Annotated in this window: 28 protein-coding genes; all 28 read right to left on the bottom strand. The window is 33.4% G+C overall.

All coding sequences use genetic code 11. The features are described from left to right. Positions 1-88: 88 nt before the first annotated feature. On the bottom strand, positions 89-1,141 hold the full coding sequence (gene dprA, locus U5921_RS12015) for a DNA-processing protein DprA (RefSeq protein ID WP_324823683.1): 1,053 nt from the start codon (positions 1,139-1,141) through the stop codon (positions 89-91). A 17-nt stretch (positions 1,142-1,158) separates the two neighbouring features. Beyond that, on the bottom strand, positions 1,159-2,064 hold the full coding sequence (locus U5921_RS12010; RefSeq protein WP_324823681.1) for a YifB family Mg chelatase-like AAA ATPase: 906 nt from the start codon (positions 2,062-2,064) through the stop codon (positions 1,159-1,161). A 279-nt stretch (positions 2,065-2,343) separates the two neighbouring features. After that, entirely contained in the window at positions 2,344-2,865 is a 522-nt protein-coding gene (locus tag U5921_RS12005) for a hypothetical protein (RefSeq protein ID WP_324823679.1), read from the bottom strand. A 61-nt stretch (positions 2,866-2,926) separates the two neighbouring features. Continuing rightward, positions 2,927-3,532, bottom strand: coding sequence for a hypothetical protein (locus tag U5921_RS12000; RefSeq protein WP_324823677.1), 606 nt, complete (start codon positions 3,530-3,532; stop codon positions 2,927-2,929). Between the two features lie 91 nt (positions 3,533-3,623). Further along, positions 3,624-4,211, bottom strand: coding sequence for a TIR domain-containing protein (locus U5921_RS11995; RefSeq protein ID WP_324823675.1), 588 nt, complete (start codon positions 4,209-4,211; stop codon positions 3,624-3,626). A 21-nt stretch (positions 4,212-4,232) separates the two neighbouring features. Further along, complete coding sequence (locus U5921_RS11990; protein WP_324823673.1) at positions 4,233-5,447, bottom strand: TRAFs-binding domain-containing protein; 1,215 nt, start codon at positions 5,445-5,447, stop codon at positions 4,233-4,235. Between the two features lie 19 nt (positions 5,448-5,466). Further along, a complete protein-coding gene (locus U5921_RS11985) occupies positions 5,467-6,990 on the bottom strand; it encodes an RNA-binding domain-containing protein (protein WP_324825997.1) in 1,524 nt (507 codons plus the stop codon). 82 nt (positions 6,991-7,072) lie between these two features. Further along, positions 7,073-8,320 (bottom strand): restriction endonuclease subunit S, encoded by a 1,248-nt coding sequence (locus U5921_RS11980; protein WP_323410819.1) that lies wholly within the window; start codon positions 8,318-8,320, stop codon positions 7,073-7,075. After that, entirely contained in the window at positions 8,310-9,893 is a 1,584-nt protein-coding gene (locus U5921_RS11975) for a class I SAM-dependent DNA methyltransferase (RefSeq protein WP_324823664.1), read from the bottom strand. Before U5921_RS11975 ends, U5921_RS11980 begins: the two co-directional genes overlap by 11 nt. Before the next feature lie 18 nt (positions 9,894-9,911). Continuing rightward, a complete protein-coding gene (locus tag U5921_RS11970) occupies positions 9,912-12,950 on the bottom strand; it encodes a type I restriction endonuclease (protein ID WP_324823662.1) in 3,039 nt (1,012 codons plus the stop codon). A gap of 10 nt (positions 12,951-12,960) precedes the next feature. After that, positions 12,961-13,167, bottom strand: coding sequence for a helix-turn-helix domain-containing protein (locus U5921_RS11965; protein ID WP_323411830.1), 207 nt, complete (start codon positions 13,165-13,167; stop codon positions 12,961-12,963). Between the two features lie 329 nt (positions 13,168-13,496). Then, positions 13,497-13,697 (bottom strand): DUF3006 domain-containing protein, encoded by a 201-nt coding sequence (locus U5921_RS11960; protein ID WP_324823657.1) that lies wholly within the window; start codon positions 13,695-13,697, stop codon positions 13,497-13,499. Between the two features lie 14 nt (positions 13,698-13,711). Continuing rightward, positions 13,712-14,908 carry a ComEC/Rec2 family competence protein gene (locus U5921_RS11955; protein WP_324823655.1) on the bottom strand — a complete coding sequence of 399 codons (1,197 nt, stop codon included), beginning with the start codon at positions 14,906-14,908 and terminating at the stop codon, positions 13,712-13,714. A gap of 28 nt (positions 14,909-14,936) precedes the next feature. Continuing rightward, positions 14,937-16,715 (bottom strand): DUF262 domain-containing protein, encoded by a 1,779-nt coding sequence (locus tag U5921_RS11950; protein WP_324823653.1) that lies wholly within the window; start codon positions 16,713-16,715, stop codon positions 14,937-14,939. Beyond that, positions 16,712-17,104, bottom strand: coding sequence for a hypothetical protein (locus U5921_RS11945; protein ID WP_324823652.1), 393 nt, complete (start codon positions 17,102-17,104; stop codon positions 16,712-16,714). Before U5921_RS11945 ends, U5921_RS11950 begins: the two co-directional genes overlap by 4 nt. An 18-nt stretch (positions 17,105-17,122) precedes the next feature. Beyond that, on the bottom strand, positions 17,123-17,329 hold the full coding sequence (locus tag U5921_RS11940; protein ID WP_324823650.1) for a helix-turn-helix transcriptional regulator: 207 nt from the start codon (positions 17,327-17,329) through the stop codon (positions 17,123-17,125). A gap of 164 nt (positions 17,330-17,493) precedes the next feature. Beyond that, positions 17,494-18,087: a hypothetical protein gene (locus U5921_RS11935; RefSeq protein WP_324823649.1), complete on the bottom strand. Its 594-nt coding sequence runs from the start codon at positions 18,085-18,087 to the stop codon at positions 17,494-17,496. Next, entirely contained in the window at positions 18,077-18,808 is a 732-nt protein-coding gene (locus tag U5921_RS11930) for a hypothetical protein (protein WP_324823647.1), read from the bottom strand. The genes U5921_RS11935 and U5921_RS11930 overlap by 11 nt, the downstream gene beginning before the upstream one ends. Further along, positions 18,799-19,221, bottom strand: coding sequence for a hypothetical protein (locus tag U5921_RS11925; protein ID WP_324823645.1), 423 nt, complete (start codon positions 19,219-19,221; stop codon positions 18,799-18,801). The genes U5921_RS11930 and U5921_RS11925 overlap by 10 nt, the downstream gene beginning before the upstream one ends. Further along, positions 19,218-19,742: a hypothetical protein gene (locus U5921_RS11920; RefSeq protein WP_324823643.1), complete on the bottom strand. Its 525-nt coding sequence runs from the start codon at positions 19,740-19,742 to the stop codon at positions 19,218-19,220. The genes U5921_RS11925 and U5921_RS11920 overlap by 4 nt, the downstream gene beginning before the upstream one ends. A gap of 19 nt (positions 19,743-19,761) precedes the next feature. Beyond that, positions 19,762-20,412 carry a recombinase family protein gene (locus U5921_RS11915; protein WP_324823642.1) on the bottom strand — a complete coding sequence of 217 codons (651 nt, stop codon included), beginning with the start codon at positions 20,410-20,412 and terminating at the stop codon, positions 19,762-19,764. A gap of 16 nt (positions 20,413-20,428) precedes the next feature. After that, on the bottom strand, positions 20,429-20,668 hold the full coding sequence (locus U5921_RS11910) for a hypothetical protein (protein WP_324823641.1): 240 nt from the start codon (positions 20,666-20,668) through the stop codon (positions 20,429-20,431). 9 nt (positions 20,669-20,677) lie between these two features. Then, a complete protein-coding gene (locus U5921_RS11905; RefSeq protein WP_324823640.1) occupies positions 20,678-21,109 on the bottom strand; it encodes a hypothetical protein in 432 nt (143 codons plus the stop codon). Between the two features lies 1 nt (position 21,110). Further along, entirely contained in the window at positions 21,111-21,836 is a 726-nt protein-coding gene (locus U5921_RS11900; protein WP_324823639.1) for a hypothetical protein, read from the bottom strand. 309 nt (positions 21,837-22,145) lie between these two features. Beyond that, positions 22,146-23,645 (bottom strand): hypothetical protein, encoded by a 1,500-nt coding sequence (locus U5921_RS11895; protein WP_324823638.1) that lies wholly within the window; start codon positions 23,643-23,645, stop codon positions 22,146-22,148. 312 nt (positions 23,646-23,957) lie between these two features. Then, the gene (locus U5921_RS11890) at positions 23,958-24,800 is read right to left on the bottom strand and encodes a hypothetical protein (RefSeq protein WP_324823637.1); all 843 of its coding nucleotides are present in this window, start codon (positions 24,798-24,800) and stop codon (positions 23,958-23,960) included. 336 nt (positions 24,801-25,136) lie between these two features. Further along, positions 25,137-25,424, bottom strand: coding sequence for a hypothetical protein (locus tag U5921_RS11885; protein WP_324823622.1), 288 nt, complete (start codon positions 25,422-25,424; stop codon positions 25,137-25,139). A 6-nt stretch (positions 25,425-25,430) separates the two neighbouring features. Then, positions 25,431-26,468: a hypothetical protein gene (locus U5921_RS11880; RefSeq protein ID WP_324823618.1), complete on the bottom strand. Its 1,038-nt coding sequence runs from the start codon at positions 26,466-26,468 to the stop codon at positions 25,431-25,433. Positions 26,469-26,508: the final 40 nt, after the last annotated feature.

The raw sequence follows: 26,508 nt of genomic DNA, 5'->3' as shown, positions 1-26,508 counted from the left end.
TAGTCTTCCTCATGCAGAATATTTTTCCTACATTATAATAATATAAAATGATTGTTCGTTACAAAAACTGATTATATTTCGAATTTCATTACTTTGCAATAAAAATTTTTCCAAAACTGCTTTCAATTACACCTTTTATCTCTAAAATAGTCACCATTCCATTGATATATGATGGTGTTTTTTTTAATTTCTTACATAAGAAATCAATCGTGGTCTCTCCTTCTAACAAAATGATATCATAAAGCTGTTTCTCTTCAATTCCAATGGATTTAGCACATACTTTCTCTTCATGCTTTTCTGTAAATCCTAAATTTTTTTCAATATCCATAACTGTGACAACAGGAATTGCCCCGTCTTGAATTAATTTATTTGTTCCAATACTATTAATTTGTGTAATATTTCCCGGCACTGAAAAAATTTCCCTTCCCTGTTCTGCTGCAAAATCTGCTGTAATCAAAGAACCGCTTGACAAGCCAGCCTCTGTCACAACGACTGCCTGAGATAATCCGCTGATAATGCGGTTGCGCATAGGAAAACGATACGGTCTTGGCGGCGTTCCCGGAAGAAATTCAGAAACAATCAAACCTTTTTCTTCAATTTCTTTCATCAGAGCACGGTTAGATGTAGGGTAACAGATATCAACTCCACATCCAAATACTGCAATAGTATTTCCTCCATTTTTTAATGCTCCCTGATGCGCTGCTGAATCAACGCCATATGCTAATCCACTTACAACCGTTACATTACACTTTGCCATTCTTTCTGCTAGCTGAAAGGATACGATTTTTCCATACTGAGATGCATTTCTTGCTCCTACAATCGCAATGCATGGTGTATGCCACAGACTCGCTTTACCTTTATAATATAGCATCCACGGCGGATTATTCATCTCCCGAAGAAAAAGAGGGTAATTTTTATCTGAATAACAAACACACCCGATTTTATTTTTCTTCATATAATCGATCTGTGCCTCTGCCTCTTGTAAATTTGTATTAAGCTTAATTTTGTCCGCACATGCATAAAGAGACGTACAGTCTTTATATTTCTCTATTAATTTTAACTTATCGAGAGGTCGAATACCTTTTAGGCGATCCAACCATATTTCATAAACTGTAGCCATAAATAAATTAGATTGTTCCAATATTGAACACCTCATTTTCATTCTTTACCATAATACTTTTCTATACAATGATAACGAATTGCCTCTGCGATATGTATTCCTTCAATTTCCTGCGATTCATCAAAATCGCTAATTGTTTGAGCCACCTTAATTATTTTATAATAACTTCTTCCACTCAGATTCCATCTCGCTAATGCACGATTCAAAATTTTTCTTGAATCTGAATTTAGATGGCAATATTTTCGTATTAAATCGGAAGATAATTGAGAATTATAATAAATTGATTCATCTTGATACCGCTCCGCCTGAATTTTTCGTACTCTTAAAACTTCTTTTTTCATATTATCAGAGCTTTCTGATACAGGCGTTTCAGATAAATAAATTTCCTTTTTTACAGGAAGCAATTCAATTTGCATGTCCATACGGTCCAAAAGCGGTCCCGAAACTCGTGACAAATACGATTGAATTTGTTGTGGCGTGCAACGGCATTTATGTGTTTCACTCCCAAAATACCCACACGGACATGGGTTCATAGCAGCTATCAGCATAAATTGTGAGGGAAATGTAAAATTGCCATCAACTCTTGAAATACGCACTTCTTCATCTTCCAACGGTTGTCTAAGCAAGTCCAAAACATTTCTATGGAATTCAGGAAACTCATCTAAAAAAAGAACCCCCCGGTGTGCAAGGGATATTTCTCCTGGCTTCGGTCTTTTTCCGCCTCCAATTAAAGCAGCCGGTGTTATCGTATGGTGCGGTGCACGAAAAGGCCTCTCCTTTAAAATGCAGTCCTCTGGCAAAATACCCGCTACGCTATGAATTTTCATCACTTCCAACCGTTCCTCCTTATTCAGGGGAGGTAAAATGCTCGGAATTCTCTTTGCAAGCATTGTTTTACCTACTCCAGGCGGTCCAATCATGAGTATGTTAGGTAGCAACCTCATGGTTCTGTTTTGCTTTGTATTTATACGGTTTTTAGTGTTTGCTTATACGTAAGAAGAGTGCCATTATAGACACCCCCTTATAGTAAAAATCTGAAATTAGAAAATTTTTTCGCCAACCATACTATAGCACAAACATATAGAAATTTGAAGCAATAAAATATCCTATGAGTTTAAAGGTTAAAGTCTTTTGACAAGTCCTCAAACATTTTAGACCTTTGAAACTCTTCCATTCTCGATTTTATTCACCCATTGCAACATACTCCAATTAATCGCCCCTATTTATATCTTTTGTAATGCTATAATTTCAACATCACTATACTTTTTTCTGATGTTCTCAATGTGAATTGGCTTTGGATTTGAAGAGTAAAAAATCACATACTTATTATCGGCATCGGTATTCTCAAATACTTTCCTCGTATCCTTTTCAAGTTTACCATTACTGTCCGGTGCTGTTACTGCAAAACATTCGCAGATAATACTGCTATCCTCCGATACCACATCATACCCGGATTCTGTTCCAAAACTCACCGTAAACTTATGTGATGGATACTTTGACAAAAGAATATCTACGGCTACAAGACAGACAAGATAAGTAAAAGTCTGATTGGTTTGCTCTATAAAGTTTGTGTCATGCTCAAATAATGGGTCATACCCACATGGCTCAAATTTAACGTTCCTTAGAAAATCTATACCCTCACCGCTCTGCCATAACATTTTTAACTTGGCATTTGTTGTGCTCACTATTTTTTCTCTCAGGGTATCAACCTGTTTCTTATTTTCAAATACAATCTTTTTACTCAATTAGTATCTCACCTGCCCGTATTGTAGAAAAACATTAAACAATATAATATTTATTTTCTTATCACTTTTCTTTGCCTTGCATTGCTTTTTGCCTCATTAAATTCATAAATTCTGAGTTTTTCCATTCTGATATTTGCCTATCAACTGAATTTTTAAAGCATTCACTTTCCTTTAAGCAATTTTTTAAAATACATATTTTTTTTACTTTGCCCTTTTCATTGACATATTGAAAATTCAAATGGAAATTATTGAACCATTCATCTAATCGTATTAATTTATCTGGTGGGTTTTTAATAGGTATGGTTGCTGTAATTTCTGACAGCTCAATAAACTGAACTATTTTAGGCTGAAAGCTTAAATACTCTTTGAATTTTGAATCACTCAGCTCATTTGATTTAAGCTTAACAGGCATTTCCATTAATGTCTCTTTGCCTTTTTTAAATTCTATTTTGGGATTAATTATGTTCTTTACTTCTGCAGAAGAATTGAACACATTCAAAATAAAGTAACCTTTTACAGTACAATTGGTAATGTTATATGATTGACACTGGAAATCAACATGATTAAATATTATTTTCAGTTTACCTCTCTTTGACCACTCATTTAATAGATAACCTAATATTGTTCCCAATAAAGTTCCTACTACTCCAATTATAGCTTCATTCATTTCGTACTCACCACCTGTGTAAGAAAACACTTGTTATTTAGGGTGAAACCCACTTGCTACTTTACTTTCCACCATTGCTTTCTATTGAAAATCAAGGTCTTACCTTTGTTTTTGAGGCAATAGGACTACTTCTTTTATCAAATGCCTTGTCAATATATGTATTAGGGTCATCTTTAAAATCATCCCATTTTACCAACACACAATATCTGTCATCTTCAGTCCAACAACATCCACTGTTTTTAGGAATGTAATAATTATAACTAAATTCCTTAATGACAGTATCATTGTTTATATTCACATAATTATGAGTTCCACCACAGGTGCTACATGAATATTCACCCTTATATATTTTTTCATACATAGACGGTAAAACAACACCTAAAATACCATTTTTAGTGTTGTTTTTTCCATTGTAAAGAGAGGCTTGCAGCTCTCGTTTTATATAGGTTTGGTCTTCCAACCAACTATTTTCAGCGCTATAACTTCCAATTAAATGAATAGTTACAGTCGAATCCGAAAGATAGTCTTCTCTTATTTTTCTCATAATATAATCTTCGTCATCTGAATCAATTGCCTCATTTAATGATTTATCAATCATATCAACATCTAAATCATCTTGTATCTCTTTCTTATAAGAAAAATCCTCTGTTTTAAAAGAAATAAAACACTTATGCGCCATAACTAAAACCTCCCCTTATTTTTAAATTAAGTCTTTAAGCTCGTTTATTGTATCTATATATGTTTGTTTCTCCCACTCGGCGTTACAACTCTTATAGAATTCGTCTTGATATTTCTTGTGGTTTTCATCTTCTCCTAAGCAAAAATAACATACCGAAAGAGTTGCATACATCCAAAAGTTAATTTCTCCAGCTTTTAAATCACTTTCAATGATTCTAATAATTTCTTTTCGCACATTTTTGTTCGCGAATTTTAGATAGATTACTTCTTCATCTGTCAACCCGTCTCTTTTTGTTTTCAGCAATAAACAATTGGCATAGTTTTCACCATTATAGTAATCATTTTGAATAATGTAGCCTTTGTTATAATAATAAATAGCTTCATCTAAATAATCAAAATTCTTATTCAGTCTGAATAATCGTTTATAAATTGCTCCTGTAATACCTAATGTCTCTATATCAAGAGAATTTTTAGGGTTTAACATCTTAATAATATCAAGTGCTTTATCCAAAGCAAGAGTTTCGTTAGGAGCTTTGGATTTATATGTACATAAAGCCAACTGTTGCACTACGTAATCATTATTTGGGAGTAAATCTACGAGCCTCTCCCATATGGATACCGCAGAGTCAAACTGGTCTTGCTTTTTAAAGCTTTCAGCCTGTTCTACTAAACTTGAAATATTTTCACTTTTGCCTTTAGCCTCATCTACTATCTTTGTATATTCCTCGTCAGTAAGCGAAGGTGGAGAAATGTGCGGCAAAAATGTATATAGCGGACTATCAGGCTCTTTCTTTTCACTGGCCACAACAAATTCCTTAAGTTGCTCCCTTATCTCATGAGCTTCTTTATCATCTAAATTCTCTCCTATTTCTTTATATACAAGAAATCGAGAATGATTTAAGTCAAAAGGAATTTTGCATTTTTCTTCTGCCATAATAATGGTAGAGTAAGGTTTTAGGGCATGCCTCACTCCCAACTCATATATTGCGTTTGGATTTAGTGTCGTTATATTAGCAATAACCAAATCTGCTTTCATTAGTAATGTATACATACTAACATCAATTATTGAAGACCCTGCTATTTCATCTGCTCTTATCAATTCATAGTCGGTCAAATCTTTTGTAAATAATTCTTTAATAACCTTTTTATAAATTGTATCAAGGTCTACCTCTTTTGAATTCTCATAATCCATTTTCTTTCCAAAACCCATGACTACAAAACAAATCTTTTGAATCATATTAATCCTCCTGACTATTTTAAAATATAATAGGCTTTATATCGTACTTAGTTAAAACCTGTATTCTTCTTTCTACCTCTTCTCCTTCTGGAGAGGGAGCAAAGGTTCCCTTTACCTTCTTGATAGTACCATCTGAATATTTCATAATAAATTCCCAATTATACTCACTACAAACTTTTACTGTATAATCGGTTTTCCACTCTGTTGTAATAGGCTCAAGGAAATTCAAAAACTCCCTCATCCAATACTTATCAACTTTATACTTGAATACTTGCTCTGGCTTTTTATCACTATTGTTGAATAGCGAATGCCTTACTGCTCCATTTTCATTTATATCTATCTGTTCTTTAGCTACATTTTCTCTGCCTAAAATCGTCGCGGAGCTACTAATGACCTTAACAGACTTAATCCTTTTTACCTCAACTCCTTGCTGCCTTCTACGATAATCAAATAGAAATCTATTAAAAGCAAAACCCGTAATGAGTTTATTGGTAACGTCCTTTATTTCTAACTTGTTATTTGAACTGATAGGGTAGCTCCTCAATTTCGCATCTTCTATATATTGGTTAACTATTTCAGGGTTACACTCTATAGTCTGATGGAAATTCTCTTGGTCTGTTTTATTATCAAAATAAAGCACTACTTCATCAAATCTATATCTTGCCATCCATTCTTCCTGATTTTCTTCATCATACAAAAACTGTTGTAAGGCAAAATCTATGCTACCTTTTAACATGTACCTGTAAGAAAATAAAGATTGTGTCTTATGAATGGGGTCATGTATAAAACCCCATTCTGGGGCAGGTGTACTATACCTACCACTGTCCAATGTCACTATTTCAAATTGTTTTAAGACTGTTTCTCTGCACATTATTTTCAACGTAGTAAAACTGGTACTCTCATTACATTGATTATAAGAATAGAAGGGCCTATTGTCGTGTCGTCTATCTTCATCGTCCCATTCCTCAACTAACTTGAAATCAGGATTATAGATATTGTAATATGTATCCTCAATTTTCTCCCACTCAGTCTTGTTTTTTAGCCTGCTGACAATTTGCTGCAAAGGGGGATTCAAAAGGCCAAGCCTTTTCTTCCAAAGCAATTCAATTTGACCCATAGGGCTGTTCTCAGTGATTGGAGTGTTTCTGTCACCATTTCGAGAATAGATATATCCAAATTGAAGACCATTACTTCTCTTAGACACAAATTTCAAGTAATAAGGAACATCAAATGAATTATGTATTGTTAAAACATCGACCTCTTTATCATTTATTTTAATTGTTTCCAAAGAAATACTTGGAGTCAAATCTCCTGCAAAGACTGTACTATGAAGTAATGTCAGGATATTTTCTTGATTTTTTCGATTAGGACTATCCTCAGAGAGTCCTATAATCTCACCATTATCTGTAACCCCTATAATGATATAGCAGTCTTCGTTATGAACTGTGTTTGCAAAACAGAGAATATCATGCAGCAATTTACCATTATCACTATGCCACTCCTGCTTATAGTCCCAATAGTCTCCTTCAGATTTTTTCTCGATAAGTCTGCAAATCTTATAATAAGTATCTCTGTTTATTTAAAACATCCCCTTCATCGCTCCTTGATATTACCCCCATAACCAACTAATTAAAAGTAACTTGACCATTCATTAACATTGGGAGCAACAAATCCCGCCAATTGTATAAACTTCTGCTGTTAATTTCATTTTCCAACACCAATTTGTCATACTTATTAGCTACTTCTTCAAATTGTTGAATCACATTAGCTAATGGTTTTAAAATCTTTAGTTCATATAAAAAATCTTTGTCTACAGAACCAAAAGTTGTACCTGCATCATTAAAGGAAGCAAAATTAGAATACAACTTTTGCATTAAGTAATATAAATAACTATTTACATTCTGTTTGCTCCTAAGGGATGCCAAACCTCTACCAATACAGCAATTTTCATTAGCTATATTCAAATCACCAACAGGGGCTCGTACACTTAGTAAAATATCTCCTTTTTCTGCTATCCTTGAAGGTTGAGTTGTATAAACTCTACTGGTAGGAAATCTATACCCAAAATCGGTACGTCCTTGGTAGAACACCATGCCTTCCTGCACTGTATTATAGGACGAGCCTAAGGGAGATTGCCCCATAATAATATCAGCAATATCACTTAATTTGCCAGCCTCCCAGCCCTGTGGAATTTCTCTATTTAGTTCCTTATTCCATACCATTTTCCCACCAGAGGATTTATATGGTTTACCCTCTTTATTAGGAAATTCAAATTGCACAAACCAAAAGTCAAAAATAGTTTTTGCCAATGCCTCGAGGTCCTCATTTGTTTTATTATTTAACTCAATCTTCTTATCAATAGACGATAAGATATGAACTATTTTGTCTTGATATGGTTTAGGCGGAATCTTAAAATCTAAACTCTCAAGGTACTCTTTATTGATATTATCCTGAATACTACCACCGGTTGAATTCTGAATTGCCTTTCTTATGTATGTAAACACATAATGCATAAACAATTCAGACGATTCTTGTGGGAAGGCATTAAATCCTATAACACTATCAGGAAAACACATAGGATAACCCAATAATGCTGTTTCTGCTATATTAGCAGCAATTGTTATACATAGTGTTCCATCAGGCCATATTTTGCTCTGTGTCAACCCAAATTCACTATACTCGGCATTATGAGAGGTTATATATAAATTAGCTGCTTTAACTTCACCTGTCTGAATTAATGGATACTTGCCATCTTCAAATAGTCGCTTATCATCACGTGGTCTATGCCTTGATTTACCTCTATCAAATGTACCTAATTGACTTAATTTCTTAGTCTCCCAGTGGGTGTTGTATTTGCTTTCGTTATATATCAAGTTTCAACCCCCCCAGACTTGTTAATATTTCATTTGTTAATCTTTGAGATTCGTCGAAATGAGCACACAATAACTGCTTCATTTCCTTAATCTTATTATTAAACTCTTCAGGTGATAGTTCGATATATTCTATCTTTGCTTCAAAATATTGTCCTGCAAAGAAAGAATGTTTTGCCTTCTCAATATCCTCATAGGAAACTTCGATACCTAAATCTTCAATACATATTCTGCCTTTAAATGTGTTAATAATTAAAGCAATATCATCTGTTGAAAGTACCGTCTTTTGATTCTTACCATCTGTTTTAATCTTTTCTCCTAAATGTGAGGCATCCATAAGAAATGCGTCCTCATATGGTTTGCTCTTATCTAAAAACAGGATAGATACGTTTGTGCCTGTATTTGCAAAAATATTTGGTGGCATTGAGATAACTCCACGAAGCATTTTTTCTGAAATAATGTGTTCTCTAATCTTCTTAGGAATACCCGTTTTAGCTGTGAGGAATCCCGTCGGAACTACAACAGCTGCCTTACCCTTGTCTGCTAAGGTAGCAAGAATATGTTGCAAGAAACATAGATATATAGCCATTTTTTCTACGTCTTTGTTTGGAATATTAGGAACACCAGCAAAAAACCTATTATAAGGGTCCACCTTTAGACTCTCTATAATACTAGAAAAATCTGTTTTGAAAGGTGGATTACTTACAATGAAATCAAACTTTTGTAATTTATCATCTTCCTTATGAGCAGGCATCAGAAGGGTGTTACCCTCTTTTACATTATGTAACGAGTGTGCTAATTTATTGAGTATCAAATTAATTCGCAAAAAGGAGGTGGACTTTTGAGATATATCTTGGCTATAAATCGTACAGTTATTTGTACCTATCTTACTTGCTAAGGATAAAAGCAATGTCCCAGAACCAGCAGCAGGGTCATAAACAGACACGTTAGTAACCGGAGTGTCGTCAAACACAATATCTGCCATAATTTGTCCAGCAAATAGAGGCGTGAAATACTCCGCATACTGTCCTGAGTCCTTATTATAATCTGAAATCAAATGCTCAAAAACCGTAGAAAAGTAATCAAAACCACCCTCATATATATTCCCGAAGTCAAACTCAAACAGAATATTGATTGCTCTTTTAGCAAGTTCTAACTCCTTATCTTCATCACGAAGATAAGCACTCAAGGGCTCAAACAAAGGTTTCTTGCTACCTGTTGTAGTTTCAATGGAGTAAATATCCTTGTTTAACTCGCTGACTTCCTGTAATGCTAAATCAAAAATTACATGAAAATTATCTTCACTCTGCTGATTAAATAACTCACTAATTAAATGTTCTTTGTTCATCTTAGCAGTATTTCTTCCCACATAATGTACAAATTCATCAAATTCTTCTTCTTTATCTTCTCTCTTATTAAACTCATATAACAACTTATCATTTAGAAACTTATAAGTAAAAAGTTCTGAGATGATTTTATACTCGTCTCCTGTATTTCCTAACCCCAAATCAGATGTTAGGGTTTTTAATCTATCAATCATTGTTTTCATCTGTGCCACGTGCTCTTGAAAACCCATAAACTTATTATCCTCCTGCTAGTCCTCCTTAGAGAACATATTATCTATAAATATTACCACGATATTATCTACCTGTGTAGGGGCCAACGAATACCCGTTCTTTTTGAAAGCATCTCTTATTGGTCTTGCTAAAGTTCGCTTAATTACCGCCTCTGATGGGTTTGACAAATGACACACCTCACTATTTGCAATATCAATAATTTTCATCAAAATAGGTGGTAACTCACCTGCAGAAATATTTTCACCAAAGGCCCCTAAAACTCTCTTGTGTATTTTCATAGCTGCATCATTACCACGATACACTTTAATAATGCTGTTATTCGTATTGTTTAAAATTAAAAATTTCTTTTCTAAGTTGCTTAAATCATCCACAAAACTGTTAGCATCAGTTACTCTACTCATTTCCTTGATAGACCTAATAATATCCTTATATTGTCTATACAATTCTAAGTAATCAGGGTCTTTCTTATCTCCATTGCTTGACATTGCATTTTGAACCTTATTTATTTTTTCAAGAATATCATTGCCCATATCAAATTCCAGGTCAATTTCACCTGTCTTAAAGAACTCAATAATAAGCTGAGTAAAATCTATATCGTCAACATCCTCGTCATCAGAGTCTAAATAACCTTCCAATACTTTTATACTTATTCTATTACTTACTTCATAAAAGGCTTTATTAATGCGGTCAATAGGAATATCAGATACATTTTCATGACTCATTCTTAGCTCATTATAGGACTCTTTATATAGAGTAAGATATTTTTTTATCTCTCGAAGTTCGTCTAACTCCAAAGGTTCTATTTGACGGCTAAAGTCCTCCAAATTCGTTTCAATATTGGGCATATATATAAATAAATGTTTTGTTGTGATATCTTTTATAGTTTTCTTGGCTTTATCTACGTCTACAAAAAAATCATCAATGTCTGCAACTACATCTTCATCTTCACCTTGCAAGTCGCCTTTTAGCTCCTCAAGATAACGTCTATTTGTTTCTTCGTATTGCTCAGTAATATCAACAAAATCTACAACATACCCATATTGCATGTTTTTGTATGGTCTGTTAACCCGAGCTAAGGTTTGTAATAGATTATGTTCTCTAATTTCTCTGAGTAGATATAATCGTTTCAGTCTTGGAGCATCAAAACCTGTAAGTAACATATTAAAGACAATAACACCATCATATTTACTTTCAATCTTACCTGTTTCCTTATTCTTTTTTCCTCTAAAACCTTCCTGTTTTTCCTTATTATCTTTGCTGTACTCATCATCAGATAACACTAATGCTGTATTTAAACCCCCATTGGTATTAAACCACTCATGTATTGACTTGGCTTGTCCAGTTGTAGAGGCAACTACCATAAATCCAACACTTTTGTCTACATTATCATTCTCTCTGAACATACTAAAGTCTTTTTGAATATACTCACAAAACTTTTGCACAAATCCAGGTCTTTCCGTTATGTAGTTCCACTTTGCTGAAGCTATCTTTTCGTCCTCTCCAATTTGTAAGATACCACGAATATCCTCTTTGAACTCAGTAGCAATATTTTCTTTCTTAATTTTCAAGGTGTATCCATCTGCAATACTCTTATTATAGTAATACTTGTGAATATACCCTTCAAATATATCAGTAGTTTTAAAGTCTTCTTTCAAAATAGGAGTACCAGTTAAACCAATGTAGATACCATTAGGGTCTGCACCAAGAAGATTGGCTAGAAACTGCCCTTTTACCTTATAACCCCTATGTACTTCGTCAATGAAGTAGATTCTTTGAACTCTCCCTGCTCCTTTTAACTCTACACTTGAATCCTCTGAGAACTTTTGAATATTAACAACATTCATTGTTTCTTTATAGGTTCCTTGCTGGGTATCTGCACCAATTACAGCACTTGACTTGATATTATTAGCAAAATCATGTTTAGAATTAATGCTTGCTATTGTCATGCCTCTACTAGAAAACTCTCCTGTCGCTTGTATTAATAAATCCAATCTATCAACTACAAAATAGAATTTTGTTACGATTCTGTTTTTACGATAGTGATTTCTTAAAACATTTGTTAAATAGTATGCTAAGGCAGTTTTGCCTGAGCCCTGAGTATGCCATACTACTCCACGTTTCATATTCTCTTTTTCAAGCTTTTCAACGGTCTTTTGGATTGCAAAATACTGGGGGTATCTTAAAATATGCTTATTTAAGCCATCAACAGGAGAATTTACATATACTATCCCATACTTTATAAAGAACATGAGTCTATGTATAGAAAAAACAGACGTGATGAACTTATTGCAAGGAGTTTCTACCCTTAGATTTGTCTTAAACTCTTCTAAAGTAGAAAGGCTCAATGAATTAGTATCTGTAAGGACTTCAGCTAAATCTTCGTCAGATATGTATTCTTTTACATAGATTTCTTCTTCCTCACGGAACAAGTTATATTTTGTGTCTTTCCAATTGGGTGTGGTATAAAAACTACCTACTCTCCTAACTCTTTCTTCGTCATCATAATCCTGATTATTAGAAAACCCTAACAACTGTAATTGATTAAAAAAATGAGTACAATCATTAAAACCAAATCGCTCCCTCATTCTTCTAAATTCTTTCTGGATTCCTTCTTGATTATTAGGTTTCTTGACCTCTAAAAACCCGACAGGAATACCGTTAATTAAAATTGTTATATCAGGCCTAAATGTATTCCTCTCCCCACTGAAAGGTAATTCGGTGACAACCCTGAAGTCATTTCTATAGATTTTCTCAAAATCTATGAACTTAACTCCTGTGCTTTTTACTAAACGATTGAAAAATGCTTCACCTTTATCTACATTATTATCAGTTAATTTCGCTATTTCTTTAATAAAGCTTTGAATATCTATATCTGAGTAAGCTTTTCCATTTATCTTGCGAATGCTTTCAGCAAATATGTCTACAAATATATTATTTCTTGTGTCTATGACAGAACTTGTCTTTCTTTGATATGTATATCCCAGACGTGTAAAGTGTAGTAATGCAGGTATTTTAACTCTCGAATCCTCATTGTGTTTTATTTTATTTATCCCCATTATTAACACCTCACTTAATCTCTAAAATTTGTTCAACTCTTACTTCAAGATGTTTGCAAAGCTTTTCTATTGTTTTTAAAGAAACTGCCTCATTCTCATCTTTTTTTGCATTTAGCTTCGACATAGTATTGGGGGATATGCCCAATTTCCTTGCCAACTGTGTTACTTCTATGTTTCTGTCTGCTACCAGAACTCTAAATGGCCTATATGAAATCATTCGAGTACCCCCTTTATTTCTTACAATTCAATCTTGACATCAATATCAATAATTATATACCATTCCCCCAATAAATACAATTAATAATATCTTAGATATAGAATATAGTAGTTCAAATATAATTTTATAAATATTGACTCATATAAAAAGCAAAGAAGGAAGGTATCCTTACAGAATAACCTTCCTTCTTTTCGATTTATAGTAAAGGTTCTATTACCTTAGCTAAGTATAGTTCCATTGGATTCATAACATCCTTATCCATTAATTCAAGAGTGCTAAACAAAATATAGTAAAACCCATAGCATTATTTAATATGCATTATGATTTTCTTATTTCTTAAAAATCGAATTCATTTTCTTTTTCATATTCTCTTGTCTATTCTCTGTTTCATTCTCATTACACGAGATAGTTATTATACTACCCTCTTTTGCATTTTCAGGTATAAGGGTCTTAAGCATATTTACTATTGTACCATCTTCTAACTCAACAACAGCATATTCACCCTCAAACCTATCAATTATCACCTTCATACCCATAATCTCCTTTATTTTGGTGGATTACACCTTGAACAAGGTGTTAACCCTATACTTTGTGCTTCGGATACAGTTGTTTCTATACTACTCTTTAAATAAGGACAACCGGCATTGTGATACTTTGTCCCTGTTTTTGTCCTATAAACAACAGCAGTATTATCGGTTGTAGAAGTTTCTGTTTTTACATTGTTTTCTTCAACAACAGTAGGTGTAGGAGGGGCATTTGCTTGTATAGTAGATTTTAACTGCTCAATCGTGTAATTAACCCCATCACACTCAAATATTACTGTGCCAACCTCATCTGTCCTATATATCTCTATCTTATATTCACTCAGTAAAGTCAAAACTTCTTGAGTAGGGTGACCATAACTATTATCTTTACCCACAGATATAACAGCAATTTTAGGGTTTACAGCTTTCAAAAACACTTCAGAAGTAGAAGATGAACTACCATGATGACCTACTTTTAAAACGTCAGCAGTTAGGTTATACCCTGCTGCTATCATATCTTTTTCTGCGGTGTAGTCTGCATCTCCTGTAAACAGAAGGGAATTACCCTTATAAACAAGCTTTACCACAGCAGATGAAGCATTATTATCTGAATACTGCTTTGTAGGACCCACAAAACTTATTTTTAAATCTGTTGTATCTATTATAGATTTACCTGAGAGAGCATAGATTGCTTCACACCCATTGGAGGCAATAGAATCTAACATTTTCTCAAAAATTTGTGTTGTGTGTTCCTTTTCAGGCATATAGAATTTCTCAACAGAAAAATCATCTAAAACTGTAGGTAAACCTGAAATATGGTCTGAATCCGGATGTGTTGCTATCACATAAGTTATACTGTTATACCCTAAATTCTTTACATAGTCTGCAACTACTTCTTTAGACGGACCCCCATCTATAAGCATTGTTTCTTTATTTGGTAATTCAACGAAAGTTGCATCCCCTTGCCCTACGTCTATGAAATGTACCCTCATAACCCCATTTATTGAGGTTGTAGGACTTTCAGACGAGGTATTTGATATAGTGGGGGATGTATCCTCTAAACCTACTGTATCAACAATATCAGGGTTTTCAGTCGTTGTCGAATTATCACCAACCCCTTGTGTTGAGGTTTCTGAAACACCTTGAGAACAACCAACAAACACAAAAGATAGTATTAAAATAGTCATTAGTAAAATAACTGACTTCTTTAATTTCACCGTACCCTCAACCCCAATCAAAACTATTTCAGTACAATATAGTCTCCACGTCTAAATCAAATATCTCTCCAATTTGCTCACATAACCAGTTAAATCTATCTTGCACTGCTTCTTCATTCCACTGTTTTTTATAAGTGTTTGCCACGTAGTCATTCACAATCTTTTGAGAAATTTGGTATACAGTTACTTGACCCTGCTTGGTTATTGTCTTTTTACCATTCTTATCTAGCCCTTGATAGATGAAGATTTTCTCATTGAAAGGGAAGTTCTGTGCTGCCTTATTCTTTGTACCACTCAACAAAGTGAGATTTCCTAAAGTATTTAAATATTGACCACCCTCAGGGAACATCTTCAACCATTTACTACCTTCTGCAGGAGTTTGTGGGTACACATGCTCAACATTCAAAGACTTATAATCAAGAGAGATAAACGAAACCTCATCTTCATCAGTTTGATAATATTCAATCACAGCAAGAACAGCTTTCAACCAACCTTCATAGTAAACTTCACCCTTCAGCTTACTTAGAACCTGTTGTTTTGTGTTCATAGCATTTAACTTATCTTCCATTATAGCTTTTAAACTATCAACAGAATCCTTATTTTTAATACCAATAAGGATATTGAAAAGGGTTTGTTTCAAACTATTCAACGTAACCCCTGCTATGTAATTTAAGAAGAAGAAATTTCTTAAAGATAACTGTAATTCTTCTTTTTCAGGGTATTTTATGTGTTCTGCTGCTATCAACATAGTTGCCCAATAAGAACCCCAAGGTAAATACCAAAAACTGTTTATCAACTTATCTGTTGAATTGTAGATAAGCCTATAACAAGAAACAAACTCCTTAAAATCCCTTAATACTACATTTGAGTCTTTCCCTTTGAAAAGAACCTTTAATTCATCAACCAATGATTTTTTAGGGTTACTACCCAGCAAGTAGTATTCATAATAGGTAAAAAGGTCTGTTAAATCGTCACCATCAAGTTCTTTTACCCATTCTTCACATAATCTCCAGTCATACATAAAAGTATCATGCTTATGCTTATCTGGTCCAACAGTGGAAAGGAGATAACTCTTTATAATATCTGCTGCCGAAAGGTCCATACCTCTGTCATTAAGTACTTGAAACAATTTAATAGCAAAACTTTCGTCAAAGCAAGTAATCTTAATCATCTTTACCTTATTCATTAGATAATTTACAAACTCACCTGATTTTTCTTCACCTAACTCTATTAAATGGTTACGACAAATCACAGCAGTATTAATATATCTATACTTTGCATCTGTCTCTACTTGCTTCTTGCTTGGTTTTTCATATGTTGTAAAGTCAATTTCATCATCAAATATTAACTCCTGAACATTTGAAGATTGGGAAACATCTGGTTGTAATCTTAACCTCGTCAAATCATTCGTGTCAGCAATACAACTTTTTATTTTTCCTATTTTAACCACAGACGGGAACTCATTAACATCTACGGTCTTATTCAATTTAGGAAAGGTTTGTCTTATAACACATAAAAGAATCATAAGAGTAGTCAATCTTTGCTGACCATCTACAACATCCTCAATCTTACCCTTTTGAACCACAATAAGAGAACCTAAAAAGTAGTTACTGTCTAAGTTCTCATCTTCTTTATTATTTTCATAGGCTTCTAATAAATCTTCCCATAACTGCTCTACCTGCTCATCTACCCAAGAATAAGGTCTTTGATAATCAGGAATTTGATAAATTACGTCCCCACTTGTATACACATCAGCCAGAGAAAGGCTTGCAGGTACAAATAAATCTGCCTTAGGATTGACTGTCATTCTATAACCTCCCAATACTTTCTCTCTACTCCAAAGGAACCTTTATCTCTTGCTGTAAATCCTAATGACTTACAATATTCTTGATACTGTTTATCTATCAAAGGGTTTTGTTCAGGTTTATTACCTAATATCTCTGATATAACAGGGTTTGTTTCTTTTCCATCTTTCTCAGTGTTGTTAAGGTGCTTGTCCATATCATTATCATAATACCCAATAAAACGGCTTGGGTAAAACTCATAACCTTTTTCAGTTTTAACAACAACAAAACAAGTACCCTTTTTGATAAGATTAATAGCAAAATCATACGTAGGTTCTGTTTTATCATTTATATACTTATGGAGAGTATCAATATTGTCTTTTAACTCTTTTACGTCTTTTACAGTTCTCACTATTAAAAACCCACCTCTCTACTTTATCTCTATAATTTTCTCTACAGGGACCCCTAAGTGATTACATAGTTTTTCTATAATTTTCAGCGAAACAGGCTCATTTTCCTCTTTTTTCGCATTTAACTTAGCCGCAGTATTTGGTGAAATACCCAAATCTTTTGCTAATTGAGTTATTTCAATATTTCTTTCTGCTATCAATACCCTAAAGGGTCTATATGAAATCACGTACATCCCTCCTCATGTTCAACTCATATATTGATGTCAATAGCAACAAGTATAACATCAATCGCCCGAAAAATCAATAAATTATAGTTAAGATATAACTTTGTATAGTTAAAATATATTCAAGCAAAGAAAAAACACCCTAAACTTCAAGGGTGCTTTCCTTTCTATATTAAAGGTTCTATGAAAAAGGTTAAATTCAACTCTGTGGGGTTCTCTACATCCTCTCGCATAGCTTCATAAGTTTGAAACAACATGTCAACTAAATACAAAATATTTTCTATCTTATTATGTATAAATTTGATACCTTTAGTTGCCTTTCTCTTATTCCACTCAATTATTTCAACATTCCCATTGCCTTTGCTTTTATCCAAAGGTATGAAATCCATAGCATTTACCAAACATAAATCCGCTGTGAAAATCTTATACCCTCTTAAATATATCTCACCAACTTGAACATAAATACGATTTTCCCTAACCCTTGTGTATCCTATTTTTACATTACCCTTTGAGGTTTCAACCATTTTCTGAATACCCTCAATGGTTCTGTCTTCAGATTCAGTTTCCTCAACTTTTACTACACTTTCAACCTGCCTTACAAATCTTGAAAAAACAGGGTCATATTCTTTATCGTGTTCCAAATCAAATACATCATTACAAAACCGTTTGAAATCCTCGTTTGTGCAGATATAGTTATCAAACCCTATATTTAAACCCATTTGAGGGTGTCTTGCTTTTATAAAATAATACTTATTGCTCATGAGACTTACCAACCCCTAACTTCTTCAGCTTTTTTACAATTTTCTTCTGCTGACTACTGTAAAATCGCCTATCTTCTAATAATTCAAAGTTTTCACCGTGTTTGTAAGCAAGGTCGTAAACCTCATAAATACTGTTGCTGCTTGTTTCTCTACCTTTAATACTAAAAGGGTAATTAAAGACAAGTTCTGTACCATCAAATAATTTTAAGGTTTCAACAGCAACAACAGCTATTTTTCCATAGGTTCTATATTTTCTATACATACCACAACCGACGGACACACCATGACCAGCCCCAGGTTCAACAATAGGGTTCTCATATAAGGTTGTGGAAGTATAGCCTTTCAACCCCGAAATATAGTAGATACCTCTATTTACCCTATAAGCCTTATTAAATAACCCTTTTAACTTCTCATGTGTGTATGCTCTCACATCTTCCTCAGTAATTGTGGTTCTCTTGGATTGAAAAGGTTTGTAATAAGCACCCATCTTTTTCTGATACCTTTGAATTGCTTTAATATTACGGATTTCATTGGCTGAGTAGTGCTGATTTGTTTCAATCTCAAGAGAAAAACAATCATAAGAAAAAACAGCTTTAAAATAAACATCTTCTATACTGTCTACAACCCCCAAAACCCCACTTTCCTTATAAGGGAAGGTTTCTGTTATACCCAAACTCTGCAACCATATGTAAACTCTTTGCTCATATTCTGTTAAATACATACACCCTCCTCCTTTGTTAATTTCTGAAACAAATATTGAAATCGCTTAACTGCTTCTGGTTTTAAAACACTTTGTAATGATGCTATTGACCACAAAATAAGTTCTTCTTCCTCTACGTGGTAAGAACCCTTTGGAACAAAAGCAGCATAATTATAAAAAGGTAGGGAAGGCTTAATGATTTCATCCATTTCTTGTTTTGTAGTTGCTGTCATTATGAAATCAATTTTCTTTTCAAATACGGTTTTTACCAAACCCCACAGAAAACCTTGTCTGTTATACTCAAAAATAAAAGGAAGGAGTCTTGAGACAGATTCCTTCCTTAATTTTTTCAATTTTTCTGAACTTAAATTATCAAACTCTATGTCAGTAAATGCTTGAGCAGCTATATTGAAAATTTCTAAAATATTTTTCAACTCTCTATATCTCCTTCCAATATCTTTTTCTTTACCCTTCTTGTAAATTCACAGAAATAGTCGTTTTCAAAAACCTCAACAATCTTTCTAACTGTACTTATACGGCTTTTTGTTGCTAAACCTAAATCAAAATGAGCTGAACCATTCAACCCAACAGAACATAACTCAATAGAATAGAGAACTCTATCATCCTCAACCTTCAGTTCGGATTCAAAATCACCCGAAAACCCTGATATGAAATGGTCTTTTTCAGGACTTTTCTGATAGGGTTGGTCTTTTTCAGCAGAATACTTTAAGAGAGTCAACAACCCACCAGTTTGATTAGCTACCAACAACCCAAGACTTTTCTTCAATTCAGTTATGTTTTTACGAGTAGGTTTACCATATAGAAAAATCATCTTGACATGACTTTTACCTTTTACTTTTCCTTCAACAGACAGATACAAGGTTGAACCATCTGTGTATATCTTTCTTGTAAAACCCTCGTTATCTTGAAATAAAACCTGTTTATCTTTACTCAACTCAAGTACCCATCTTTCTTCATACTGCTTTACCTAAAACCTCGACTTCATATCTCTGCCTGTATCTATAGTAGGTTGCAGTTGAAATTTTCAATATCCTCATAGCTTCACAAACCTTTAAATCCTTATTGAGTACCCTTTTATAGGTTTCAATAAAGGTAGACCAATCACAAGCTACCGGTCTACCATACTTGTCCCACTCACCACGAGCCTTCATTTCTGCTATACCCTCAAGCTGCCTTTTATTTTTCTTCTCCAACTCAGCTTCTGCCAAACAAGCATAAAGTTCAATCACCATATTTTGAATGGTTTCAAGAATTAGCTTATTGAGTGTGTTTGTAGTGTCAATCTCCATGAGGGTAGTAGGTAATTCAAGAATCATAACCCTAACACCCATTGCTTTGAAATCGTTGAGTTCTTTGACAATCTGCTGTTTATCCCTCCCCAGCCTATCCACTTCACTAATAATCAAAAAATCCCCCTCTTGGAGGACATCCTCTTTAAGCACGATATAACGGGGTCTATCAAAGTTCTTACCACTCTGTTTATCTGTGAACACTGGATTTTTTAACATAATTCCACGTTCTTTACAAAATCTATCTATCTCAGACAAACCCCTATCCAACTTTTGCCCCTTACTGGACACTCTATGGTAAGCAAAATAACTCATTCAAATCACAACCTTTCTATTGTTTTGGGTCTTTAGGCAGGTGAGTCCACCAAACTTTATGACCCTTAATCGGTTTATGAGTGTTATGATATAGATAATAGGAAGGTTTGATAGTTTTCTCCCAATATCTTTTGTCCACAATCTTACCCACAACCTGACCTTCACCCTCTATGTAGAGCAGTAATGGTGTATCTGAAGGGGGAAGGGTCTTAGGTTTTCTTAAATCAATTCTTGTCCAGTGCCCCCATTCAAACATAATTTACCCTCAATTTTCTTTCTTGTCTCCCTCAGTTTTAACCTCAATGTAATGAACTACGTCTTTTTCAGCAAACAGAAGGTGTTTTTCACCACACCAATTATCATGTGCCAAACTCAAATAATACTTCAAAGCATCATTCAAATTAGAAAACCAACTAAAATCATAAACGTCCACGGAAAAGTAAGAAGCATAAACCCAATGACCTTCTTTGATTGTTGTATTCAATTGTGCAAGGGATTTCTTTTCACCTACTTTTGTTATAATTTGAATTAGGTTTTCCTCTACCACGAGAACACCAGAGGTCAACATCCCTCTGATTAAGTATTTTCCTAAAAACTTATCCGACCTTACAAACTCTTTCTTTTCTTCTATTGCTTCTTCAGCAAGTTCTTGTTGTTGCCTCTCACAAACTGCTCTTACTAACCCAATTACATTCATCTCACACACCAAGTTCTAATATTAATTTTTCAATTGCCAAACTGTCTGAGTCGTCATCAGCAAGAAGTATAGAATTATAATGCTGTTCAGCTTTTTCTTTGGTGCTGAACCTTTCAAAATGAAGTTCATCTACACAGGTTAGATACGTATAAACCCAATATCCATATTTGATGGGTATTTTGAATTGCTCTCTGTTTTGTGGTGTATCTTTTCCTAACTCTAAAATAATGAAGTCTTCAGAACCCTTGATGACAGATAACCAATGGGAAAAATAAAACTCACAATCTTTACCTGTCTTTGCAGATAAGACCTTTAGCAAATCAACTAAAAGCATAATACCCTGTAGTTGATTGCTATAAGTACTACACCTATAACCATATTCCCACGGCCACTTGCCCCAAGGGTCAGCAAAGACTATTCTCAAAGTGTTTTTTCTACTGCTCTCCTTTAAGATAGCCTTTTTCAAAGATACAGTATGAATTTCCTCAAGCTGACTTGGTTTTTCTTTCCCTACCTTATTGAAAAAATTAGGAATAATAAGATTTGGTTGTACTATCTGTGCATCAAGTCTACTTAATAAAGTGTCAAATAAATCTCGTGCTGCACTCATACCCACTCTTTTTACTGTGAGGTCATCCAACACAATTTCAAACTCATACCCATATTTCTTTTTCAACCCTTTTGTGTAGTACAACTGCTTTTCCTGTTCTATTTCAAAATCAACCATAAAACCAGCTCCTTTCTTTACCTCTCAAAAAGTATACTTTTTGATAATAGGTGAAACCCCTATTAAACATTTATCAAAATTACCTATAAGAGTATTTTTGATATACTCAAAAGAAAATTAGGTAATTTTGATAATTTACGTGACTAATATACCGTAACTTTATAACTATAGTCGAGGCTTTGTACAAAAGAAAAAGAAGATGTTATTGAGACACCTTCTTTTATAGTTTGCATATTCAGTTATAAAGTTTTTTCAATTATATCTTGCTTTTTCTCTTGTGCATTTATCACTAATACTTTTCTACTCATATTAAATCTTCTTCATCTCAAAAGACCCTACACCATCTCTACAAGCAATAAAATACTTATAGATAATAGTATTAAAGACATTTCTATTATTCACAACTACATAACCATACTTTATCAAACCTTCTATTAGGTCTGCTTGGTCATTTAGATTACGACAATAAATAAGACTTTCAACTTCATGCTTTGAATTACACAAACCCACATTATAATTAAAAGGTGTTTCTTTTTCTAAAGTTTCATCGTCTATGATTACAGCATCTGACTCATAAAAGTTTTCAGCTTCCTCTAATGTACCCTCTCGCTCGTAAAACTCGCATAGATACGGTATATTAAGTTTACGTGGTTGGTTTAATTCCATTGCTCTTTCAAAATCATCCACAGAAACCCCCATAGAATCATTAGACCACTTCAAAAGCAGACTGTGTGTGGTTTCTTTATATGAATTTTCATCTTTTACAAACACAAGAAAACCTTCAGAATAACCTAAATGTTCTCTAATAAACTCATTCAAATTAAAGTAGGTATTAAATCCATATATCTTTATATCCAAATCATTTGTGAGTCCTGTTATATTATTAGAAACCACTATATACCTCAATAAAAAGAAATTAAAACCCTCAATATTTTCGTTTTGTACACTCTTACCTGAATTCTCAAAACTCAAAATACCATTCTCATGCTTTACTCTCTTTTTCAAATGATTAAGAAATTCAACTTGTTCTGATAAAGATGGTCCAGGTGTAGTGTATCTTTCTTCCTTAATATATTTGCTTCTTAACCTCATTAAACTTGGTGTAAATACCTCTAATAATTTCCCTATTTTAATTTGTTCAGTCTTATTACTTACTCTTTTTATATTTAAGGATGGTTCCTTTGTGTCTGTATCTCTACCTATTACATCTCTGATAGGGCAATACTCACACATTTCATTATCATTGATTTCTTCACCACCCATCACACTCTCAAAATAGGTACAATCCATCCAACAGTTTCTATTGACATCAATATAGTTGTTTTCATAAGCACTTTTAGGAGGGTCTATCCAAACCCTCTCACCATCTATATCTATCCAAAACTTGCTATTTTTAGGTAGTGGTAACACTAACCCACCCTGAAATTCATTTACAGTACCATTTACTTTCTCATACCCATACTTGTAAGGTAATTCTATAAAATTACCATCGGATTGTTTTTTAAAGATTACATAGGCCGAATCCACAAAGAGAAAAAGGTGGTTGAAAATAGGTTTAAAGTCTTTCATCACTTTTATATCTCTAATACACTCTCTATTAATATGTAGTCTTGTTATACTACCCTTCATGAAATACACAGGAGCAAAACACATCACAGCAATGTAATTATCTTCTATATCACTTAGGTCTGATACTAAATCACTACCCTTATGTCTATTAACCCAATCCTCCTGCACTACTACATTATCACTAATCAAAGTAGCAGCTACATTTAACACAGACTCTTTAGTCCAACTTTTCATTTTCATATTAATTCCATCCTCTCATATTTAAAAAGTATATCGTGACATGTTGTTCGGTGCCAATATGTCATATTTTCTTTTAACAACCTGTGACCACTTTTCTACCTCTTATATTTCTTCAGAACAAGGTTTCAAGGGTGAAAACCAGTAAAATATATTCTATTGTTAGAAAAAGCTGTTTTTAACAACCTGTAAAAATCACCTCTGGAGTTGATTTCAGTGTTGTTGTTTACATTAAAGACAAACCATATATTATGTAAAATATCTTAGGGTTTGTCTTTTTATGTTCTCTATAAATTGTCTTTATCCTTGTAAAACCTATTCATTAAATTTTAATGTAACCTCCACTATAATTCGTCTGTCTAAGGCATTAGGCCAAGAGATATTATTAAAACCGTCTTTAGGTTCTTCTCTATCTTCTGTATCAATATAAAGGTAATAACTATACCAACGATTAGATAAAATCACTCTGTCATAAGTTGAATAATGTAAGATTTCTTTAACTGCATGGTCTAAGGCTCTATCAAAAGATTTGAAAAAGTAATATTGTTTTGTAGCTACACCACTATCAATACCTTGCTCATCATCCTCAATATAACCTAATTCAAATTCATATAGGTTTGGTATCTCTAAGAAAAAACTTTTAATGGTCTGTCTATCCTTACAATAATCATCAATACTACCCTCATAGTATGTTGCTTCGGGTTTAGGTACAAGCATACTTTTCTCTAAATCATGATACCAATTACCTTCAAATATTTTATACTCCCCTAAACTATAAGGTATTTCTATATACCCATCATCTTTGTCATAGTAAAAAAGACGATATTGTTTATATGTAAAATCCTCAACATCATAAATTTCTAAAAAATAATTTTCAATTGCTTTTACATCTTCAAAAAATTCTACCTTAGCAATTTCTTTCTCTTTTGTTTCTATGCTTTCAAACACCCTAACTAACATAAATAGTCCTGCTTTGCTTAAATGAGTCTCATACTGGTCTAAATATGTGAGACCCTCTATATTACGATTAAACTGTTTAGAAAAGGGATTGGTTAATATAGATTTCACCCATTCTGCTTGCTTAATAGGATTATTACTTATTAGTTTAGACAATATATAATACAATTCCGTTTTATCTACTAGTGCTGTTGTTTTCATAAAATCAACTTCCTTCCTACTTTCTTTACATTACTACTTGAACATAAAAACAATAGAAGAAGTTTTATTAAACATGTAAAAGTTTTATAAAACCTGTAGAACAATTTATAAAAGATGTCAAAGTTTTATTAAACATGAACACTATTTCATAAAAGATGTTTGAGATTTATAAAATGTGCTAGACTTTTATAAAGACAGCCTTAATTTTATAAATATGTCTCAAGTCTAAACCCCTTTCTGTATCCTTTTAACTTATACTTCTCTTTTTATGTCTTAAATCAATATAAAAATAGAAGGAATGGATTTAGCCCTTCCTTCTATCTTCTTTAATCCTTATTAGTTAGCATCATTGATATCGTCAATACCGCCTTCAACACCATCTTCTACTGTACCTGTTTTCCACTCAGGAAGTACATTGTTACTTGTACCAGTTATAGCTTGCCAAGTTTCATTTACTTGTCCTGCAATACCATTCCAAGCATTCTCCAATACACCATTTCCGCCTAAAAACAATGCCCATAAAATAAGGCAAATAAGTAATACTGCTATTACTAAAAATACTTTTGTTATCATTTTCATTTCTATTTCAACCTCTCTATATAATATTCTTTTATCCTTAACCAAAACCTGCTATCTCGTAAGTACCCATAAGACTGTAAAGAAATTTGCATTTAAACTATCCAAAGCACGAGGGAGAGTAGGATTATATAGCATAAATAATAGATTCATAGCTTCATGGGTAGAATTGGCTGCACATACTAAATTATATTTACCCCCTAAGGTCAGAAAGATTTTCCAAAGGTCTACTACCTCTAGGACCAGGTCTTGTCCAACCCATAATGTCTGTAGCTCCTGCAATATGGGAGTTATCTTAAACCCAATGTACGGATGATTAGGTTGCAATATTTTACTTAACTGTCTTACACCCTTACGAGTAAAAGGGTAGGGGAGGATGTCCTCTGTAATAACCCCTTTACTATGATGTCTAAAAACAACCTGATTCTCTTGCTGCTCTATGTAAGTACAATCACCCACAAGGATTTGTTTCTCTTGCTCTGTTAGAGAGTAATGTTGATTTAATCTCAGGCCTATTCTGTAACTCTGTAAAACTTCTTTACTGAAGGGTAAAAGCTTATCAAACCGATTAAATCCTGTTTTTGCGCGGGATGTACCTGATTTCGCTTTTATTTCTTTATCCTCTATTAAATCCAAATCGGAATATTGCTCTAATATTTCTTTCGTAGCAATACCACATATATAAACAATATGTCTAACGGTGTCATAAACACAAATGATTTCAGAACCCTTAATATCTTCCTTTACCTTTAGCACCCTACCCACACTTGCTGTCTTACAACCCAAATTAAAACCCTGTTCTAAAAAATCCGGTACATTAAAATCATACGACATACCTACTTTTATATCTAATGCAAAGCTAGTTATTAAACCCCACTCTTTAAGTATCTTAGTAACTGCATACTCACCAGCCAATCCGGTGAACCACCTTGCACCAATGCCTTTTGAATCAACAGAATAGGAATAATCAATTTCATCCTTGCCCTCTAATTTTGTGGCATTTAAAGATATTAATGTCATGTCCTCACGAGATAACGGGACTTCTATGTATCTCTCTTTATTGCTGTTAAAATAATCAAACCAACTACTCAAAAGTATCAACCCCTCAAAAACTTACATAATAATCACTTCC

The organism is Sinanaerobacter sp. ZZT-01 (assembly GCF_035621135.1).
GTDB lineage: Bacteria > Bacillota > Clostridia > Peptostreptococcales > Anaerovoracaceae > IOR16.
The sequence above is the reverse complement of the archived record's forward strand: the minus strand, read 5'-3'. Positions and strand labels throughout refer to the sequence as shown.